This window comes from Chengkuizengella sp. SCS-71B (assembly GCF_040100845.1).
GTDB lineage: Bacteria > Bacillota > Bacilli > Paenibacillales > KCTC-33759 > Chengkuizengella.
On the sequence record NZ_JAZHSH010000001.1, the window covers coordinates 147,324 to 167,615 of the forward strand.

Consider the following 20,292-nt stretch of genomic DNA (forward strand, 5'->3'; position numbering starts at 1 on the left):
TATATGTGAATATGATAAACATACCATTTCAATTCGATGAAAGACCTAAGGAATGATCGGTCTAAAATGATTGATTTTAGGTATGTTTTTTTATACTCTGAGAATAACTAATTTAAAATAGGATTAAATAAAAAAATGAAAAGTGAATAATATTAATAATTATATTATGATGGATAAAAATAAAATAAAAAAGGAGAGATATGATGCGATTACGATACTTTGATAATGCAGCATCATCTTGGCCTAAACCAACAAAAGTTGTTGAGGCAATGAATGAAGCAGTTGTGAATTTTGCCGCAAATCCAGGTAGAGGTAGTCATCAAATGGCAGTACAGGCAAGTAGAGTATTGTTTCAAACAAGGAAACAATTGGCGAAATTGTTTGGCATACAAGACCCAAATCATATTTCATTTTGTCTAAATACAACAGAAGCCTTAAATATGGCGATTAAAGGATTGTTAAATGAAAATGAACACGTCATTTGTACAAGCGTAGAACATAACTCTGTAAGGCGACCGCTGGAATATTTAAAAAAGAAACTAAATTTAGAAATCACATATTTAAAAACAAATGCCCTAGGACAAATTGAACTAAAGGATGTAGAAAATTCAATTCAATCAAATACAAAACTAATGATTTGTAATCATAGTTCTAATCTTCTAGGGAGTATATTACCTATTGAACAAATAAATAACATAGCAAGGAAAAAAGGAGTAATCACATTAGTAGATGCAGCCCAAACTGCTGGACTTATTCCAATAGATGTTGAAAAAATGGGAATAGATATATTGGCTTTTCCAGGTCACAAAGGTTTATTAGGGCCACAAGGGACAGGTGGGATCTATATTCATTCAAGCATTGAAATTGAACCGTTAATCCATGGTGGAACAGGGAGCCAATCAGAAAAAATAGAACAACCAACTGTTAGACCTGATCGTTATGAATCAGGTACACAGAACACACCAGGGATAGCTGGATTAAAAGAAGGAGTGAGTTTTGTATTAAATGAGAGTGTAGAGAAGATCCATGCAAAAGAATGGAATCTTACACAAAGATTAATGGAAGGTTTTTTAAAAATTCCAAAAGTAAAAATATTAGGACCAAGGTTAGGGGATAATAAAACAGGAATTACTTCTTTTAATATAGAAGGAATGGAAGCTTCCAACGTGGCATTTATCTTAGATAAAAATTATAATATTGCAGTTCGATCCGGTTTTCATTGTTCACCATTAGCACATGAAACTGTAGGAACTCTTGAGGACGGTGCAATAAGAGCTAGTGTTGGATATTTTACAACGGACGAAGAAATTGATTTTATATTAAAGGCAGTGAAAGAAATATCGCAAAAAAATTAATAACTAAGAGATACTGATTAAATTGTACGATTAAAAGACTTGTGCTTTAAATATTGGGTGGAACAATGAATTGAATCGGCAATAATTTTAGACATCTCTACAACTAAATTTAAGCGAGTATTTTGTAAAACAAAATATTCCATAAAACCACTGACATTAACAATACCAGTTACATGAATATTGCCTACAGAGGGTAAACTTTTATTTACACCTGCTCCAGGTTTTAATGGACCACTACCAACTTGGATATGTCCAACACTTGTGAGTTTTCCAAGACAGGCATCTACAGCGATGATAAAAGGATTGTGATAATTCTTATTGATTTCAGCTAACTTATCATTTAAATTTACAGCATGTACAGGCTCTTCTAAAGTTCCAAATATATCGAATGTGCAATCTTTAAAATGGCTAAGATGATATCCTACAAGCGGTCCTAAAGAATCTCCAGTAGAACGGTCCGAACCAATACACAATACAATGATTTTACGATCTGAAACTTCAGTTGACAACAATTGAAATACACCATTTGTTAGCTGCTTTTTATGATTTGGGTCCTTATATGATACTTTATATGATTTTGGGATTGATTTAGTGCTTCTAATGCCTAATTTCATAATAGTCCTCCTATAAAATATAATTATCTATTTAACCGTCAAGGAAATCATCGAAGAAGAAATTACTTTACTAGTATACGAATGTAATCTATGATTTATACTACTTTCAATTAAAAAAATGAGGTTGTTATGAAATGGAAATGTTGATTGCTTTTGATTCAACACAACAAGCATTACGAGCTGAGATGCTTTTGGAGTATGCAGATATAGAGATTGATACTTGTCCGACACCAAAAGAAATCACAGCAGGATGTGCTCTATCAATAGAGTTTAATAAAGAAGATTTACAACAGATTAAAAATATCATTCTTTCAGAAAAAGTTGATATAAAGGGGATATTTGAAAAGAAAGATCATCAATATGAAAAAGTGCTTTAGAATGAAAAATGTGAGAGGTGTGAAATTAGATGGAGAATAATCAATTTCAGATGGGTGATATAGTACAAATGAAAAAACAACATCCATGTGGAACAAATGAAATGCAAATTATAAGAATGGGGATGGATATTAGAATTAAATGTTTAGGATGTCAACATAGTGTTCTCATGCCAAGAAGTAAGTTTGTAAAAAGAATGAAAAAAGTAATAAGGTCAAAAGAAGAGTGAACTTCACATAAGGAATATGAATATAACCAGTATGACTCCTAAGAGAGCTCTTTATCCAAAAATATTTTGCGTACAGACTCCCACCTCTATAGGTGGGATCTTCAAATCAGGTGGAGTAAAGTCTCCATCTGATTTCTCGATGTTTAAGCAAAGCTTAAACGAGTTCACTATGAAATTTCTCACTCAAAAGTGTAAAGCTGAATAAGTTAAAGTATAGTTCAGACTTTGAGGGAGATTTAAATTATGAACACTAACGATGAGAAAAATAATGGGAAGCAAAAATTTAATACAATACACATTATTGCTTATACATGTGGCGTCCTTGTAGGATATATAGTAGGATATTTACAGCATTCATAAGTGAACTAAAAAACCGATGAAATAAAGATCGGTTTTTTAGTGAGAAATTATTCATTTTTTGGTGCACGGCTCCACTTGCGATTATGATTTTCATTTTGCGGGAAATGATCTCCCTTTTTTAAATTAACGACTTTAGGATCTGTGATTCCCATATGAAAGGACTTTTCACCAATCTCAATGTATTTTCCATCGTTAGGAACCTTGTCACCAGGTTCAAATTCTGTTTTTTCTCCCAATTGTAATCCCTCCATTTTTTTGAAGATCAATTATAAATTTCCCTAACATTTATAAATATATTAATAACTGATTTATCCAAATCAATCTACACTTACTAATTGATTACAACTCATACATGATGAATACATATAATTAATAAAAAAGAAATTAAGAATAAGAAATTAAAATATGTTGAATTAAAAACAAATTTTTGATATATTATTCTAAGTGCGAGTAAATAAGCTAGTCTCGCTCCTTGCTCCTTTTTAAAGGGGCCGTTAGTCCAAGAGGAGGTGAAATAAACATGCGCAAATATGAATTAATGTACATTATCCGTCCTGACATTGAACAGGAAGCGGTAGATGCAACAGTAGAAAAGTTCCAAGGTATCATTAATAATGGTGGCGGAGAAATCACGAAACATGATGTGATGGGAAAACGTCGTCTGGCGTATGAGATCGATAAATTCCGTGATGGGGTCTATGTTCTTGTTAATTTTACAACTGAATCAGCAGTTGTTGATGAACTTGATCGCGTGATGAGAATTTCGGATGAAATCATCCGTCATTTGGTCGTTAATGATGTTGCGTAAGATGTGTTTGAAATCTGAGAGGGGGTTGAGCTGATGAATCGTTCTATTCTAATAGGTAGATTAACAAAGGATCCTGAACTTCGCTATACACCATCAGGTGTTGCGGTAACTCAATTTACTTTAGCAGTAGATCGTCCTTTTACAAATGGTCAAGGTCAAAGAGAAGCTGACTTTATCAATATTGTAACTTGGAGGAAGTTAGCTGAAACTTGTGCAAATTATTTGCGTAAAGGCCGGTTAACAGCAGTTGAAGGAAGAATTCAGGTTCGAAATTATGAAAACAATGAAGGAAGACGTGTATATGTCACTGAAATTGTTGCAGATAATGTTAGATTTCTGGAATCCGCAAATTCACAACGCGATGATCAGCATAACCAAGATCCTGGTATGCCAGTTGAACCTACAAGAAAACCAATGAATCAAGATCCTTTTTCAGATGATAGTAAACCCATCGATATATCAGATGATGACTTACCATTTTAATATTTAAACATACCTTGGAAGGAGATGAAAACTCAAATGAGCGAAAATAAAACTGAAGAACGTACTGAACAAAGATCTGAACGTCCTGATCGTCCAGAACGCAGAGAGCGTAAGTTTGGCGGCGGAGGTCGTAGAGGTGGAAGAGGCAAGCGCCGTAAAGTTTGTTATTTCACAGTAAATAAAATCAAACACATTGATTATAAAGATATAGATACGCTAAAGAAATTTATCAGCGAAAGAGGCAAAATATTACCTCGTCGAGTAACTGGTACTTCTGCAAAGTATCAACGTGAACTAACAATTGCGATTAAACGTGCTCGTCAAATTGCATTGTTACCATATACAACGGAATAGTATTAATAAAAAAGACATTGAGGGCGATCCTTATTGTCTTTTTTTTCTTAGGTAAACAAGCATATCTCATATTTATGATATAATAAGATAACCCTTATGATAAACTATGGTAGTGCTTATATCTGACTAGAAATAACATAAAAACATGAGGTGAAAACATTGATAAAATATAGCTGGAAATCTTTTCTCTGGAGTATAGCCTACATATTAATCTTATTATCTTTATTTACTCCGCTAAGTATTATAACTTTTAGTATTATGTTAGTTCCAGCCCTTATTTTAGCTGTTACCTTAAACCGAAAGACTCTTGTGATACAATATATTATTAGTATTCTTATTTGTAGTTTTATATTTCCATCTTTATCAATTGGTATTGTACTATTATCTTTGTTTACGTTAATACCATCTATTATCATGAGTACTTTTTATAAAAAAGAATCTGCATCTGTGACACTTCTCATAGGTATTATCACGATGTTGGTATTATTTGTTTCAGCTTTATTTGCCGGTTCTTTAATGGAACTAAATATTTCAACTGCTATGGAAGAACTAGTAAATGAAGTTATGAGTCAATATCCAGAGTTAAACCAAGTAGCTACGGAACAAACATTGATGATGCTCAAATATATGCTACCATTTTATCTCATTATGAGTTCCTTATTTATTGTAGTTGTTTCCCATTGGTTAAGTCGTGTAATACTTGAAAAAATGGATATTCAGATTCCTAAGATGAAACCGATAAAGGATTGGAAATTGCCTAAATCATTAATTTGGTATTATTTAGGGGCATTGTTTTTACAATTATTTATGAATCCAGAAGAAGGTTCATATACTATGTTAATTACTGTAAACTTAATTCCATTATTAACATTTATTTTTTCTATACAGGCGATTTCATTTTTATTTTATGTTGCAGACATAAAAAAATGGAGGTTTCTTCCAATCATTGGGGTTATTTTATTTCCATTTTTGCCCTTAGTATATAGTTTTCTTGGAATGTTAGATATTGCTTTTGATATTCGCAAAGGATTTATCTCGTGATAAGAAGTTTGAAATAAACATAAGGAGCGATATTGATATGCCGAAGTTTCTTATGAATCGATGGCAAAACCTTCATACCATATTTAGTTATATTTTATTTTTTGCTCTCATTATTGTTCTGTTCATTTATGAATGGATGATAGCTATCATTGCTTTAGCGATAGGCACTATTTTGTTGTTATTATCTATAAGAGCAGACAAAACATTTCATAAAGATCTTCACAACTATGTCATGACTCTTTCACATCGAGTCAAAAAAGCTGGAAATGAAGTGATTCATGAATTGCCTATAGGAATGCTTTTATATGATGATGAAAAAAAGATTGAATGGCACAATCCATATATTGCACAAATGTTAGATAAGGAATCTGTCATTGGAGAATCTTTGTTAGAGTTTTTTCCTGCTTTGGAAGAAGAACAAGAAGATAATGAGTTTGAGTTATTTATCAACGATGAGTATTATCAAATCTTGAAAAAAGATGATGAAAGATTAATTTACTTTACAAACATTTCTGATCTTAAAAATCTAACAGTAAAACATGAAGAAGAAAAACTGGTTATGGGTATTATCATGATGGATAATGTGGACGAAGCAACTCAAGGTATGGATGATAAAACAAGAAGTTTGATTTTAGCTCAAATCATTAGTGAACTTACGGAATGGTCCAATCAATTTGGTTTCTATATGCGCAGGATTTCATCAGATAAGTTTTTGATGATCATGAATCAAAAAGTATTACAATCATTAGAGGGATCTCGCTTTGAGATATTGGATACCGTCCGTGACATAACTGCAGATCTTAAAATACCTTTAACATTGAGTATAGGTATTTCCTCTGGTGTTGAAAATGTAATAGAGCTAGGATCAATTATGCAAACAAGTTTAGATATTGTACTAGGTAGGGGTGGAGATCAGGCCGCCGTCAAAGCGGGGGAGAATCTTACATTTTATGGCGGCAGATCTAATGCAGTTGAGAAAGGGACTAGGGTTAGAGCAAGAGTGATTTCTCATGCCCTAAGAGAGTTAATTAGAGATAGTGAAAATGTGATGATTATGGGGCATATATATCCAGACTTGGATTCGATTGGTGCTGCCATCGGTCTCTTAAAAGCAGCTCGCCTTAGTGATAAAAAAGCATATGTCGTTTTGGAGGATGCCAATCCTTCCATACAATCTTTAATGGATGAAATTGGAGATCATGAAATTTTAAAAGATAGCTTTATTTCACCAGAACAAGCATTGCAACTCATAGATAAACACACTTTAGTTTGTGTTGTGGATACCCATAAAGCTTCAATGGTTCCAGAACCAAAACTACTTCAAATTTCACAGCGAATTTTTGTTGTAGATCACCATAGAAGAAGTGAGGAATTTATTAACGATGCAACACTTGTGTATATTGAGCATTATGCTTCATCTACATGTGAGTTAGTTACTGAAATTCTACAATATTTTCACGATAAAATATCACTTGATAAATTAGAGGCAACGGCAATGCTAGCAGGGATTGTTGTAGACACAAAAAGTTTTTCACTACGAACTGGAGCAAGAACGTTTGAAGCTGCTTCATTTTTACGTAGAAATGGAGCTAATTCCTCTACCGTACAAAGAATGCTGAAAGAAGATTTACAAGACTACTTACAACAAATTGAGATTATAAAAAATGCTAAAATTGCTTACGATCATATTGCTATAGCGGTTGCAAAACCAAATCACAAAAATTCACAGTTGATCATTGCAAAGGTAGCTGATACATTGTTAAATATGACAGATGTAATGGCTTCTTTAGTCATAAGTGAACGACCTGATGGAAAAGTTGGGCTAAGTGCCAGATCATTAGGAGAAGTGAATGTTCAGATCCTTATGGAACGAATGGGGGGCGGAGGCCATTTTTCCAATGCGGGAGCACAGGTTGAAGGCAGTGTCGAAGAAGTCTCTGAACGGTTAGAGCAAGTGTTGTCTGAAATAATTAAGGAAGAGGGGTTATTAAAATGAAAGTAATCTTTTTACAAGATGTCAAAGGACAAGGTAAAAAAGGTGAAGTTAAAAATGTATCTGAAGGATATGCTAGAAACTTTTTAATTCCGAGAGGATTAGTAAGTGTAGCTACAGGGTCTAACGTAAAACAGCTAGAACAAAAGAAGAAATCAGAACAAAAAAAGAAGGATCAACAAAAACTAGATGCTGAGTTGCTTGCTAAAAAAATAGAGTCCGCGACGATAGAAATGAAAACAAAAGCTGGTGAAGGCGGGCGTTTATTTGGTTCTATTACAAATAAACAAATTGCAGAAGAATTAAAAAAACAGAAAATAGTTGTGGATAAACGAAAGATAGAATTAGATTCTCCTATACGTACACTGGGCGTTACAAAGGTGCCGATTAAAATACATCCAGAAGTTACAGCAGTCGCTAAAGTACAAGTGACAGAAGAATAATCGAAATAGATCAAAGGGGAAGTTCAAGATGACTGGTGAGACATTTTTTGATCGTATACCTCCGCAAAATATTGAAGCAGAGCAGGCTGTATTAGGAGCGATTTTATTAGATAGTGAAGCATTAATTACTGCTTTGGAAATCATTAAAGAAGAGGATTTCTATAAAACCTCCCATCAAAGGATTTTTCAAATTATTACTTCTTTAGGGGAGGATCAGGAACCCATAGATTTAGTTACCGTTACTGCTAGATTGCAAGATCAACAGTGGTTAGAAGATGTGGGAGGAGTTAGTTATTTATCTGAGCTTGCAAATGCTGTACCAACCTCAGCAAATATTGATTATTATGCTAAAATAATTGAAGAAAAGTCTATTCTAAGGAAATTAATTAGAACAGCAACACAAATCGTTAGCAATGGATATACAAGCTCTGAAGATATCAGTAATTTATTAGGTGAAGCAGAGCAAAAAATATTAGAGATTTCCAATCGAAGACAAAATAATGGATTTGTTGCGATCAAAGATGTATTGATGGACGTGTTTGAACAAGTTGAATTTTTATATCAACATAAGGGTGGTATTTCAGGGGTACCCTCTGGATTTACAGACTTAGATAAAATGACAACAGGGTTTAAACCCAATGATTTGATCATTGTAGCGGCACGCCCATCTGTAGGGAAAACAGCGTTTGCTTTAAACATTGCACAGAATGTCGGAGTGCGGGCAAAAGAAACAGTAGCCATATTCAGTCTTGAGATGTCTGCAAGCCAATTGGTTCAACGTATTATTTGTGCTGAATCTAATGTAGACGCTGGTCGTCTAAGGACTGGTGCTCTAGAAGAAGATGATTGGGAGAAAATGACGATGGCGATTGGCGCTCTTTCTGAAGCAAAAATCTTTATTGATGACTCTCCTGGTTTAACCGTTTCTGAAATACGTTCCAAATGTCGAAAATTAAAACAAGAACATGGATTAGGTATTATTCTTATTGATTATTTACAATTGATTCATGGTAGAGGTAATGGAGACAACAGACAACAAGAAGTTTCTGAGATATCTAGAAATTTAAAGGCTTTAGCTAGAGAATTAGAAGTACCTGTTATTGCATTATCGCAGTTAAGTCGTGGGGTAGAACAAAGGCAGGATAAGAGACCGATGATGTCAGATTTACGTGAATCGGGATCTATTGAGCAGGATGCGGATATTGTTGCCTTTTTATACAGAGATGATTATTATGACAAAGAATCAGAAAAGAAAAACATTATTGAAATTATCATTGCTAAACAACGTAACGGGCCCGTTGGCACTGTAGAGCTCGTATTCATGAAAAACTATAATAAATTTGTTAATTTAGATCGATCACATGAAGTACCTGATGCAATGGCTCAATAATTTGATAATAGAGTTTTCGATATATTTCCGAACAATTTTATTTTTATTAATAGAATTGTTCGTTTTTTATTGACTTTAATAGCCTACATTGCTAAACTTAGGATGCTGATTAAAGGAAATTTAAAATTATAGCAAGTTTTACTCTATATGAGTAACTCAATATATAGGTATATCATCTACTGGGAGGTAATTATTCATGTCTACTGTAGTTGTTGTTGGAACGCAATGGGGAGATGAAGGAAAAGGTAAAATTACAGACTATTTAGCCGAAAGTGCAGAGGTTGTTTCCAGATACCAAGGTGGGAATAATGCTGGACATACCATTATTATTAATGGTGAAAAATATAAACTTCACCTTATACCTTCAGGTATTTTTTATGATGATAAAGTATGTGTGATAGGAAATGGAATGGTGATTCACCCTGAGGCTTTAATTGAAGAAATTAACTATATACATGAAAATGGGTTTAAGACAAATAATTTAAAAATTAGTGACCGTGCCCATGTTATTATGCCTTATCATATTCTTCTAGATAAACTTGAAGAGAAACGTAAAGGAGATAATAAAATTGGCACAACAGGTAAAGGTATCGGTCCATGTTATATGGATAAAGCAGCACGAAATGGAATTCGTATATCTGATTTAATGGATGGAGAATTATTTGAAGAAAAGTTAAGAAGAATGGTAGCTGAGAAAAATCAAGTCATTGAAAGTGTATTTGGAGAGCAGCCTTTGAATGTTGAAACCATTTTAGCACAATATAAAGGATATGCAGATACTATACGCCCTTATGTAACAGATACTTCTGTTGTATTAAATGATTTGATCGATGAGGATAAAAAAGTATTATTTGAAGGAGCGCAAGGGGTTATGTTAGACATTGACCAAGGTACATATCCATTTGTAACCTCTTCAAATCCAAGTGCTGGCGGTGTATGTATTGGTTCAGGAGTTGGACCTACTAAAATTAACCAAGTCATTGGGGTGGCAAAAGCTTATACAACTAGAGTAGGAGACGGACCATTTCCAACCGAGTTAAACAATAACATTGGAGATTTTATTCGTGAAACGGGAAAAGAGTATGGTACTACAACAGGTAGAGCTCGAAGAGTAGGGTGGTTTGATAGTGTTGTTGTTCGCCATGCAAAAAGGGTAAGTGGAATTACGGGCTTATCGCTTAACTCCATTGATGTATTAACAGGTTTGGAAACATTGAAAATATGTACGGGATACAAGTATAAAGGTGAAATAATAAAACATTATCCAGCTAATTTAAACATGTTAGCCGATTGCGTAGCAGTATATGAAGAACTTCCAGGTTGGAGTGAGGATATTACTAGTGCAAAAACATTGGATGATCTGCCTAAACAAGCTAGAGATTATCTTGCTAGAATAGAAACTTTAACAGGTATTCCCATTGCGATCTTCTCAGTTGGACCAAATCGTGAACAAACGAATCAAATAAAACCGATTTATTAATCATAGAATTATAAAATAAAAGTATGACTATAAACCCGGCATTGGTCGGGTTTTTTGGCATATTTTTAAAATTTATAATTTATAGAAATCATTCTGATTTGGGTTGGCAAATAGATTGAATTAAAAATTAAGAGGGTTTTGAGAAATATAGGAATTAAATTTTGCCTTTTTAGTCAATACTGTGATGTATAGTTGCAAAATCGTAGTTTTGGCAGGAGGATAAAGATGAAATTCATAGGTTGGTTAAGTAAAACATTGTTTCAAACTATATTAGTAAGTGTTCTAACTTTATTTATTGCTTGGTTTATGGTCAATTTATATGTTGACCGATTAATGGGTCAATTGGATACAGAAAATACATTGCCAAAGATACAAATATCAGATGTGTTATCTTACTTTGTGAATCAAGACAATTTTACAAACACCCAAAAGGAATCAAACTCTTCGTTAGAGGAATTTATTAATGAACATGAAAAGCAGAACACAGAGCCAGAAACAGTACAAAATGAAGTACTTGATAGTGATAATTCTCAAGAAAATGATGTCGATGCTGTTGAGGTATGGAATCAACAAGATAATGTTTCAGGCACCGAAGATATGGTCTCAGATGAAGTTTTATTTACAGCAGAAGCATTTACACAAACCAAGGATTTACTTTCTGATGAGGATAAAATGGTGATTTTTTCTCTGATAATATCCAACTTGCCTCAAGAAGAGCTTCAGAAACTATCAACTATGATGGAAGAAGGAATTACTTTAAATGAGTTACTAGCAATAGAATCGATAATGAAAGAGCATCTAGACGAAGCAGAATATAAACAATTGGTCACAATATTGGAAAAATATTAAACTATCAATAAGTTGATAAAGGGAGGTAAGCTATGGTAAAGTAGAAAGAAAATGATATGAGGGGACTTAATGTATGAAGTTAAAATTGGGACAAAAAGAGAGAAAGACAGGCCCAGGCTTACCCAGAAAGTCGAATCATAAAATACAAGATGTTGTATCCATCGCTAAAAATGAAGTTAGTAATTTGCATTTCTGGCTCATAGCAATTGTTATAGCTGCACTTTTTATATCCGTAAGCATAGCATCTATATATTTTTATATACATAAAAATACAAACCAAATCTACCATGTGTATTTTGGGGAAGATGAAGTTGGAACTGTATCGGATCAGCAACCTATAAATGATTTAGTAGCTGAAAGACAGGAATCGCTAAATAATCAAAACCCCGATTTTGACGTGCAATTAAATTCAGATCAAATTCGTTTTGAAAGTGAAACAGGTTATAAACTAGTAAGTGAAGATAAAGAAGCACTTGCGCAAGTTTCAAGAAGATTGCAGTCGCATGTTGTAGGTATTGAGTTGGTGGTAGATGGTAAATCTATAGCTATCGTTAAAGATGAAGAAACAGCCCAACAAATTTTAGAAAAGATTAAAAGTAAATATACTGTAAAAGAGCCAATAGAAAAAATGGTAAATGAAGTTGCTGTATTATCAACAAATCAAACAGATGAACCCCAAATCAAAACTACTTTAAAAGAAGTTAACTTTAAAGAAGAAGTTGAACTTAAAGCCGTTGATACCCAACCTGAAAGCATTAAAAATCCTGAAGCTGCTCTTATTTCTTTGCAAACCGGTGATAATGTAAAGAAAAAATATACTGTAGTAGAGGGGGATTGTATATCTTGTATTGCTACAAAGTTGGATATACCTTCCTGGGTTATCTATGAAAATAACAATTTGAGTGAAGATAGTATATTGAAAATTGGTGATGAGCTGGATGTAACAGTAATAGAGCCAATACTTTCTGTGGAAACGGTAGAGGAAATAGTTGAAGTAATAGATATTGGTTATAAAACAGAACCTATATATGACAATACATTGAAAGAAGGAAAAACTGTAGTTGTTACAAAAGGAAAACCTGGAAAAAAAGAAACTATTTATAAAGTATTCAAAACAGATGGCAGAGAACTAAATCAGAAAGCAAGAGAAATAATTAGTGAAACTGTTTTAATAGAACCCGTGAATGAAGTTGTAAGAAAAGGAACAAAGGTCGTTCCTGGGGCTGGTACTGGTAACTTTAGATGGCCACTAGTTAGTCCTTCGATCACTAGTTATTATGGATATAGATGGGGTAGGCTTCATGCCGCATTAGATATGGTATCAGGAAATAAAAAGATTCTTGCAGCAGATACAGGTACTGTCGTTTCTGCAGGATGGAATGGCTCTTATGGGAATGCCATTGTGATTGATCATAATAATGGATATAGAACACTTTACGGACATCTAAGCTCAATTCATGTGTCTGCAGGTATGAACGTTGAAAGAGGAGAACAAATTGGTGTAATGGGAAGTACTGGAAACTCTACAGGACCTCACTTGCATTTTGAAATTATAAAAAATGGAGTTCAGAAGAACCCTCTAGTGTATTTAAATTAATAACAATATAAAATATAATGATAGATAGTGAGGAGCATATATGTATTGGCCCCACTATCTTTTTTTTATAACATATGAATTTATAAGTTTTATAAAAATTTAATGTTTCAACATAAACTACCCTGTCACTGGATGAACTGGTGCCAGAATTGTCACATTAAGGTGACGGTTTTTGTTTATGAAATTGAAGTTTAGATAAAAGGCAGGTGTCAGTATGTTTGGAAAAATATTAGTTGTTGATGATGAACAGCCTATTGCTGATATATTAAAATTTAATTTAGAAAAAGAAGGGTATCAGGTAGTGTGTGCATTTGATGGAAATACCGCAGTCAAAATGGCATACGAAGAAAAACCGGATCTTGTATTGTTAGATTTGATGTTGCCTGAAAAAGATGGCATGGATGTATGTAGGGAAATTAGAATGAAGTTGAACACACCCATCATCATGCTTACAGCAAAGGATACGGAGTTAGATAAAGTGCTTGGGTTAGAAATGGGAGCAGATGATTATGTAACCAAACCTTTTAGCACAAGGGAGATTTTAGCCAGAGTAAAAGCTCATTTACGCAGACAGTCTAAATCAGTGGATCAAAACAACAATCAAAATCAAGGGTTAAAAATTAATAATCTGTTTATAGATACAGAAATGTATGTTGTATATAAGCATAATACCGCTTTAGATTTAACACATCGAGAGTTTGAGCTGATTCATTATTTGGCAAAAAGTAAAGGGAAAGTGATGACAAGAGAACATTTATTGCAAGCGGTGTGGGGATATGAATATCTAGGAGAAGTTCGAACAGTAGACGTCACTATTCGTCGTTTAAGAGAGAAAATAGAGGATGATCCTAGTAAACCAGAGTATATTATTACCAGAAGAGGTTTAGGCTATATAATGCTCAATCCTCAAACAGGAGGTTCCTGATGAATGAAAGGAACACGTTTCTTTCAAACTATACAAGTTAAATTAATTATTATTTACGTACTGCTCATTTTAATTGCGATGCAGTTGATTGGAATTTATTTTATTCGTACGATGGAAAATTCATTTATAAATAGTTTCACTAAATCTTTAACCGATACGGTTGACTTGTTATCTAATACTGTTCAAAATTATTTAGAACCAAGTAATGATGACACAGGTTTAAATGAAGAGGACTTTCATACTATTGTTGAAAATTTCAGCACTATTAGTGGATCGCAGATCCAAGTGATTGATGCCGATGCTATTGTGTTAAGTTCCTCAAATCAACCGGATAAAGTTGGTCAAAAAATTACACAACCTACTGAAGTTATTCGTGCTATTAATGGGATACAGGTACCTTTGTGGGATGTGGAAGATAGTAGAAAAGCAATTGCTAAACCTGTTAAAAATAATGATAATAAAGTCATTGGTGCGATCTATATTTCTGCTTCAACTAAAGAGTTATTCGAAACGATTAATAATATTAAACAAATTTTTATAGCAGGGACAATTATTGCTCTTGTTCTTACAGTAATGTTAAGCATTGTATTGTCCAACACGATTACACAACCTATTAAAATGATTACAAAAAAAGCAAAGGCATTAGCTGAAGGAAGGTATAATCAAGAAGTTGTTATTCAAAGCAGTGATGAAATAGGACAGCTAGGTTATGCTTTTAATTATATGGTACAACGTCTAAAAGATGCTCTTTCTTCAAATGAAGAGGAAAAAAATAAAATTGCATCGATATTGTTAAATATGAGTGATGGAGTTATTGCCACAGATGATAAGGGTAAAGTGATTGTCATTAATTTGCGTGCAGAACAAATGTTGGATATCCATGAAGAAGATGTCATAGGGAGAGAAATAGCAGAGATTCTAGGTACTTCTAAAGAAGAAATTGGACGGTATGTTTTAGGAGAACAGAACTCTGACATGATAGAGTTACCTCGCCATGATGAAGCTGAGTCTTTACAAGTTAAAGTTACTTTTACACCTATTCAGCGTCGAGGAAGAGGGGTTACAGGAACCATTATTGTTTTACAAGATGTTACTGAGCAAGAAAAACTAAATCAATCTAGAAGAGAGTTTGTTGCTAATGTTTCTCATGAATTGAGAACACCTCTAACAACGATAAAAAGTTATTTAGAGGCTTTAGAGGATGGGGCTTTAAATGAGGCTGATCTTGCAAAACGTTTTGTAGGTGTGACCCGTAATGAAGCAGATAGAATGATTAGACTTGTTAATGATTTGCTTCATTTATCTCGATATGATTCAAATCAAATGGTTGTGATGAAAAGAGAAACAGAAATCAAGCAAACGTTAGAGGATGTTGTTGATCGTTTTTCCTTTCAATTAAATCAGCGAAATATTAAATTATTGCTTTCAATAGACCCTTCCATTCATACCATCATGATCGATCCTGATAAAATCGACCAGGTATTGGATAATTTAGTATCAAATGCGATTAAATATACAGCTGATGAAGGGGAAATTGAAATTAACTGTAGAAGAAAGGGTCAGGATTGGGTTGAGATTTCAGTTCAGGATAATGGCTTAGGAATTCCTAAGAGAGATATTCAGCGTATTTTTGAACGATTTTACAGGGTGGATAAAGCCAGATCACGTAATATGGGGGGAACTGGATTAGGTCTTTCTATTGCAAAAGAAATTATAAACGCACATGGTGGAGAAATCACCTTAGAATCAGAGCTTCATAAAGGAACTAAAGTGACTTTTGTTATACCGACTTTTCATCTGGAAGGTGAGCAGCAATGATGGAAAAAATAAAATCGCTCATACTCACTATACTAGTTTTTTTTAGTTTGTTTCAAAGTTATTTATTAGTATATAGTAAGCCTGATATTAATCTAGTGAGCCAAGATGAGTATATTGATACAAGATTAAATGGATCTCAGGAAAATGTAGTGAATATGCTTTTCCCAAAACACATGATATTACATTTTGGTGATGACAAGCATACGATGGTATATCCAAACTTTAAGTTCTATAATGATATTTATAAAAAAATTACACAAAGAAGCTTTGAAAGCTTCAGACCTGTCACTATCTCACCAGTTGAAAAGGTGAAAATGAGAGAGTATCAAGGGATTGAATTAGAATTTATGGATGGGATTCCTGTGCAATGGTTGGAAAATACGATGCAGGTTAATTCTGAAAGTATCAATCGCAAAGCTAACGTTAATAAAATATGGATTTATGTGACTGAAAATCAAGAAATAAGAACTTTATTTTTCGATAACTCTACATTAAAGGTTTATGAAGCAACAAAAGTAGACCTAAAAGTTGAGGACATTCAGGAGTTTGTCGGTTACGGTGAATTCCTACCTAGTTATCATACGAATAACGGCATATATTATGTACCTGATGAACCGTTGCAAATGATTAGATTAACAGTGAGTTACAGTTATTTTCAAAAAGATCAATTAGTTGCTAGTCTATTCGTTGATCCAAATATCAGTCGTACAGTAGTTGATAGTGAAGGACGAGAAATTATATCAGATGGAGCAATTGTTTTAGAACTGAATGATAATCAAAATTGGATGAGTTATTATGATCCTGAGATTCCAGTAGAAAGCTCATCTGATTTGATGGATGATTTATTAACTTCTATAAAATTTGTAAATCAACATGGGGGATGGAGTAGAACTCATTTAATTAGAACTATTCCTGATGAAAATGAAGAGCAATTTTTCAGGTTTCAACAATATGTAAAACCAGCACCTAATGTTCAAGCTCTTCCTATACTTCCATCTGAGAAGCTTAAACTAGGTTACGTGGATATTACGATGCAAAATGGAGTAGTCAGTGATTACGAACGGTCATTAATCAATCTGAGCAACGATATCATTCAAAGATCTACGTATCAATTACAAGGTGGAGAGGTACTGGAACAACTTATTCATAAATACGAACAGGATTTTAACATAATTAATATTTTTCCAGCATACTATCCAATTTTTAAAGAAGAATATATTGATTTAATTCCACTCTGGGCTTATGAATTATCAGACGGAACGTTTGGGTTACTTATACAATGAGATTATAAAAAGAGACTATAGTTTTAAATGTAAGGAGTGAATGACATGGAATGGGGTCGAGCGAAATCTATTTTAATTTTTGCATTTTTATTGTTAAATCTATTGTTAGGATATCAATTATGGATTAATAATATTAACTTGTTAAACCCATTCTTTGGAGGCAACGAAATTATTCAGGAAACAAGGAAACTTCTAGAAGAGAAGGGGATTGTGCTTGAAGAGGAAATACCAGTAGATACATTAAGCTTAAAACAAATTACAATTGATTTTGAAAATAAATATGAACTAAATGAGGTGGGTCTAACCCATCCAATTAAAATGGATCAGATCATTACGAAAAGGGCATCTAAAGAGATTTCCCAGGAAATTATAAACTTTGATCAATATCAGGTTGATGAAATATTAAGTGATGAGAATTACAAAGTTTTTAATCAATTATATGAAAATTTGCCGCTATTTGATGTACAATTAACTTTATACGGAACAGAAGACCAGCTAACTCACTACAATCAGAAAGCTGCAATTGTCATACCGGATATGGTTCAAGAAGAGCAAGAGGTATTAGCTGCTCCTTTAATTATTAATCTTTTGGCAGAGGATTATATGAAACAAGGTGAGGTCATAGAGGATATTCAGTTAGGTTATCAAGGTTTTGAAAGTAACCCGCAGGTGTTATTTCCAAAATGGAGAATTGCCATGGACAGCGGGGATATTTATTATGTGCATGCTTTTACTGGAAAAGTTGAGGTTATTCAATCAAAGTAACCATCTAATGATAGCAATTGAAGGAGCAAAATTACAAATATGGGGATTAAATTTAGTGTACTAGCAAGTGGTTCAACAGGTAATGCAATGGTTGTGCAATCGAATGAAACTCAGCTACTCATTGATGCTGGATTAAGTGGTAAAAAAATAGGAAGCTTGATGCAGGAAAGAAGCACATCTTGCGCTGATTTAGATGGAATTTTAGTTACACATGAACATTCTGATCATATCAAAGGACTAGGTGCTCTATCAAGAAAATACAAACTTCCTATCTATGCAAATCAAAAAACTTGGGATGCGTTAAATAGATCCGTTGGAAAAATAGAAGATAAATATCGGAAAGTGATACAAACACAAAATCAGATTGACTTTGGTTCCTTAAAGGTAGATTCCTATTCAATATCACATGATGCAGCAGAACCAGTAGGTTATTGCTTTAGTGAAGATCAGCAAAAATTAAGTCTAGTTACAGATATCGGGTATATGAGTCAGAATGTGAAAGATAAAGTGGTAGATTCTGATGTCATTATTATTGAATCAAACCATGATATTGAGATGTTAAGAATGGGAAGATATCCTTGGAATATAAAAAGAAGAATCTTGGGAGATTTAGGACACCTCTCCAACGAAGCCGCAGGAGAGGCTTTATGTGAAATCATTTCTATGAAAACAAAACGAGTTTATTTAGCTCACTTAAGCAGAGACCATAATTTAATGGATTTAGCTAGGTTAACTGTGGAAAACGTATTAAATGAAAATGAGATAAGCTTAAAGGAGCTTAAAATCAAATTAAAAGATACATATTTTGATCGAGCTACTGAATGGGATGATTTAAGTATAAGTTAGTTTTCGTGAGGTACATCTGTGTCTAGTTGTTTCATTTTTAAAAGTACTTCATCATAAGATAGAATGTTTTTTTCTAAAAGCAGCTCCATTATGGAATTAATCAGTAATGTATTTTTATAATGTTCTTCTTTTAAATCGGCTAGTTTAGCAATCATATCGACTTCATCTAAGGGGGAAAGCGTTTTACTCATAAAACAAACTCCTCTCTTTTTTGGATCGTTTATTATGATAATCGACCCATAACCATTCTTACATGATATGTGTACGTTTAAGGGTATACTATTGTATCAATATCTAAATGAAAACATCTAGTAAGTTTATTTATACTTATTTTAGACTCAATATTTGGAATTTATTCCTAAATATAATTTATAAATTTAAACACTTATGTATAATGAAATGTAACTATAAATATACACGAACAAACGTTCCAAGTCAATTATGGCTTTAATAATTTAATTACTCCATTCATGTCACATATTCCTGCAAATAAATAAAAAATTCACAGTTAGAAAATAAAGATGATATCGTGATTGCTCTTTCTTGTTACATCTGCAAGATGCAGGCTTGTCCATATAATATACATATGATGAAAGGTTGAAGATAGAACATGCAAATTCAATTTGTAACCGTAGGGAAATTAAAAGAAAAATATTTTGTTCAAGGTATTTCTGAATATACGAAACGGTTACAGCCATATGTAAAGGTAAAAATCATAGAAGTGTCAGATGAAAAAGCACCAGAACAATTAAGTGAAGCAGAAGCCAAACAGGTAAAAGAGAAAGAAGGCAAACGTATCCTAACGCAAATTAAACCAGATCACTATGTATTTGCCTTAGCGATTAACGGACAATTGTGGTCTTCAGAGCAACTAGCTGAAAATATTGAAAAACTAACGACTTATGGTCGTAGTCAACTCACCTTTGTGATTGGTGGTTCATTGGGGTTATCTGATGAAGTATTAAATAGAGCGGATCAGAAGCTTTCTTTTGGTAAAATGACCTATCCGCATCAGTTGATGCGTTTGATCTTGGTGGAGCAGGTTTATCGGGCGTTTAAGATTAATCGGGGGGAACCGTATCATAAGTGATTGTCGGTTTTTAAGGAGAGTGTAAATTGCAAGATGCTAGTTTCCTGAAGGATGTACTGAAGAATTACTTGGAAGTTTACTTGCTAGATGATACTCATGACTTCAAACTTGTCAATAATAATCTCGATAAGGTAAGCTATTTTTATATAAAAAAACGCACCTTAATTATTATAACAATTAAGGTGCAGTTACCT

General features: G+C 33.3%; 22 protein-coding genes. 19 read left to right on the forward strand and 3 right to left on the reverse strand.

Features of this window, described 5'->3' with window-relative positions; all coding sequences use genetic code 11:
- Positions 1–203: 203 nt before the first annotated feature.
- The gene (locus VQL36_RS00745) at positions 204–1,355 is read left to right on the forward strand and encodes an aminotransferase class V-fold PLP-dependent enzyme (RefSeq protein WP_349247473.1); all 1,152 of its coding nucleotides are present in this window, start codon (positions 204–206) and stop codon (positions 1,353–1,355) included.
- Positions 1,356–1,372: 17 nt separating this feature from the next.
- Here the strand turns inward: VQL36_RS00745 and yyaC are convergent, their stop codons facing one another.
- On the reverse strand, positions 1,373–1,969 hold the full coding sequence (gene yyaC, locus VQL36_RS00750; protein ID WP_349247474.1) for a spore protease YyaC: 597 nt from the start codon (positions 1,967–1,969) through the stop codon (positions 1,373–1,375).
- 140 nt (positions 1,970–2,109) lie between these two features.
- Here yyaC and VQL36_RS00755 point away from each other — a divergent pair, with 140 nt between their 5' ends.
- Both VQL36_RS00755 and VQL36_RS00760 read left to right on the forward strand, forming a co-directional pair.
- Positions 2,110–2,346 (forward strand): DUF3343 domain-containing protein, encoded by a 237-nt coding sequence (locus tag VQL36_RS00755; protein WP_349251088.1) that lies wholly within the window; start codon positions 2,110–2,112, stop codon positions 2,344–2,346.
- A 29-nt stretch (positions 2,347–2,375) separates the two neighbouring features.
- The gene (locus VQL36_RS00760; protein WP_349247475.1) at positions 2,376–2,573 is read left to right on the forward strand and encodes a DUF951 domain-containing protein; all 198 of its coding nucleotides are present in this window, start codon (positions 2,376–2,378) and stop codon (positions 2,571–2,573) included.
- A 407-nt stretch (positions 2,574–2,980) separates the two neighbouring features.
- Here VQL36_RS00760 and VQL36_RS00765 read toward each other — a convergent pair whose 3' ends face one another.
- A complete protein-coding gene (locus tag VQL36_RS00765; protein ID WP_349247476.1) occupies positions 2,981–3,169 on the reverse strand; it encodes a YjzC family protein in 189 nt (62 codons plus the stop codon).
- Between the two features lie 284 nt (positions 3,170–3,453).
- On the opposite strand from VQL36_RS00765, the gene rpsF reads away from it, so the two are divergent.
- From rpsF to VQL36_RS00840, 15 genes are all read left to right on the forward strand, one after another.
- Entirely contained in the window at positions 3,454–3,741 is a 288-nt protein-coding gene (rpsF, locus tag VQL36_RS00770) for a 30S ribosomal protein S6 (RefSeq protein ID WP_349247477.1), read from the forward strand.
- A 30-nt stretch (positions 3,742–3,771) separates the two neighbouring features.
- A complete protein-coding gene (gene ssb, locus VQL36_RS00775; RefSeq protein WP_349251089.1) occupies positions 3,772–4,224 on the forward strand; it encodes a single-stranded DNA-binding protein in 453 nt (150 codons plus the stop codon).
- Between the two features lie 36 nt (positions 4,225–4,260).
- Complete coding sequence (gene rpsR, locus VQL36_RS00780; protein WP_349247478.1) at positions 4,261–4,578, forward strand: 30S ribosomal protein S18; 318 nt, start codon at positions 4,261–4,263, stop codon at positions 4,576–4,578.
- Between the two features lie 150 nt (positions 4,579–4,728).
- Positions 4,729–5,619 (forward strand): DUF2232 domain-containing protein, encoded by an 891-nt coding sequence (locus tag VQL36_RS00785; RefSeq protein WP_349247479.1) that lies wholly within the window; start codon positions 4,729–4,731, stop codon positions 5,617–5,619.
- A 37-nt stretch (positions 5,620–5,656) separates the two neighbouring features.
- Positions 5,657–7,615, forward strand: coding sequence for a DHH family phosphoesterase (locus VQL36_RS00790; protein WP_349247480.1), 1,959 nt, complete (start codon positions 5,657–5,659; stop codon positions 7,613–7,615).
- Positions 7,612–8,055, forward strand: coding sequence for a 50S ribosomal protein L9 (gene rplI, locus VQL36_RS00795; protein WP_349247481.1), 444 nt, complete (start codon positions 7,612–7,614; stop codon positions 8,053–8,055). Before VQL36_RS00790 ends, rplI begins: the two co-directional genes overlap by 4 nt.
- A 28-nt stretch (positions 8,056–8,083) precedes the next feature.
- Entirely contained in the window at positions 8,084–9,445 is a 1,362-nt protein-coding gene (gene dnaB, locus VQL36_RS00800; protein ID WP_349247482.1) for a replicative DNA helicase, read from the forward strand.
- Positions 9,446–9,641: 196 nt separating this feature from the next.
- Positions 9,642–10,925, forward strand: a complete 1,284-nt coding sequence (locus tag VQL36_RS00805; protein WP_349247483.1) for an adenylosuccinate synthase — start codon at positions 9,642–9,644, stop codon at positions 10,923–10,925.
- Positions 10,926–11,150: 225 nt separating this feature from the next.
- Entirely contained in the window at positions 11,151–11,774 is a 624-nt protein-coding gene (locus tag VQL36_RS00810) for a hypothetical protein (RefSeq protein ID WP_349247484.1), read from the forward strand.
- Between the two features lie 73 nt (positions 11,775–11,847).
- Positions 11,848–13,371 carry a M23 family metallopeptidase gene (locus VQL36_RS00815; protein ID WP_349247485.1) on the forward strand — a complete coding sequence of 508 codons (1,524 nt, stop codon included), beginning with the start codon at positions 11,848–11,850 and terminating at the stop codon, positions 13,369–13,371.
- Positions 13,372–13,585: 214 nt separating this feature from the next.
- Positions 13,586–14,296 carry a response regulator YycF gene (yycF, locus tag VQL36_RS00820; RefSeq protein ID WP_349247486.1) on the forward strand — a complete coding sequence of 237 codons (711 nt, stop codon included), beginning with the start codon at positions 13,586–13,588 and terminating at the stop codon, positions 14,294–14,296.
- Between the two features lie 3 nt (positions 14,297–14,299).
- Positions 14,300–16,114 carry a cell wall metabolism sensor histidine kinase WalK gene (gene walK / locus VQL36_RS00825; RefSeq protein ID WP_349247487.1) on the forward strand — a complete coding sequence of 605 codons (1,815 nt, stop codon included), beginning with the start codon at positions 14,300–14,302 and terminating at the stop codon, positions 16,112–16,114.
- On the forward strand, positions 16,114–17,397 hold the full coding sequence (locus tag VQL36_RS00830) for a YycH family regulatory protein (RefSeq protein WP_349247488.1): 1,284 nt from the start codon (positions 16,114–16,116) through the stop codon (positions 17,395–17,397). The genes walK and VQL36_RS00830 overlap by 1 nt, the downstream gene beginning before the upstream one ends.
- Before the next feature lie 45 nt (positions 17,398–17,442).
- On the forward strand, positions 17,443–18,162 hold the full coding sequence (gene yycI / locus VQL36_RS00835) for a two-component system regulatory protein YycI (RefSeq protein WP_349247489.1): 720 nt from the start codon (positions 17,443–17,445) through the stop codon (positions 18,160–18,162).
- 39 nt (positions 18,163–18,201) lie between these two features.
- Positions 18,202–19,008: an MBL fold metallo-hydrolase gene (locus VQL36_RS00840; RefSeq protein ID WP_349247490.1), complete on the forward strand. Its 807-nt coding sequence runs from the start codon at positions 18,202–18,204 to the stop codon at positions 19,006–19,008.
- Here VQL36_RS00840 and VQL36_RS00845 read toward each other — a convergent pair.
- Positions 19,005–19,199, reverse strand: coding sequence for a hypothetical protein (locus VQL36_RS00845; RefSeq protein WP_349247491.1), 195 nt, complete (start codon positions 19,197–19,199; stop codon positions 19,005–19,007). The two genes, VQL36_RS00840 and VQL36_RS00845, sit on opposite strands and share 4 nt — an antisense overlap.
- A gap of 419 nt (positions 19,200–19,618) precedes the next feature.
- Here VQL36_RS00845 and rlmH point away from each other — a divergent pair, with 419 nt between their 5' ends.
- Positions 19,619–20,098, forward strand: coding sequence for a 23S rRNA (pseudouridine(1915)-N(3))-methyltransferase RlmH (gene rlmH / locus VQL36_RS00850; RefSeq protein ID WP_349247492.1), 480 nt, complete (start codon positions 19,619–19,621; stop codon positions 20,096–20,098).
- Positions 20,099–20,292 lie beyond the last annotated feature (194 nt).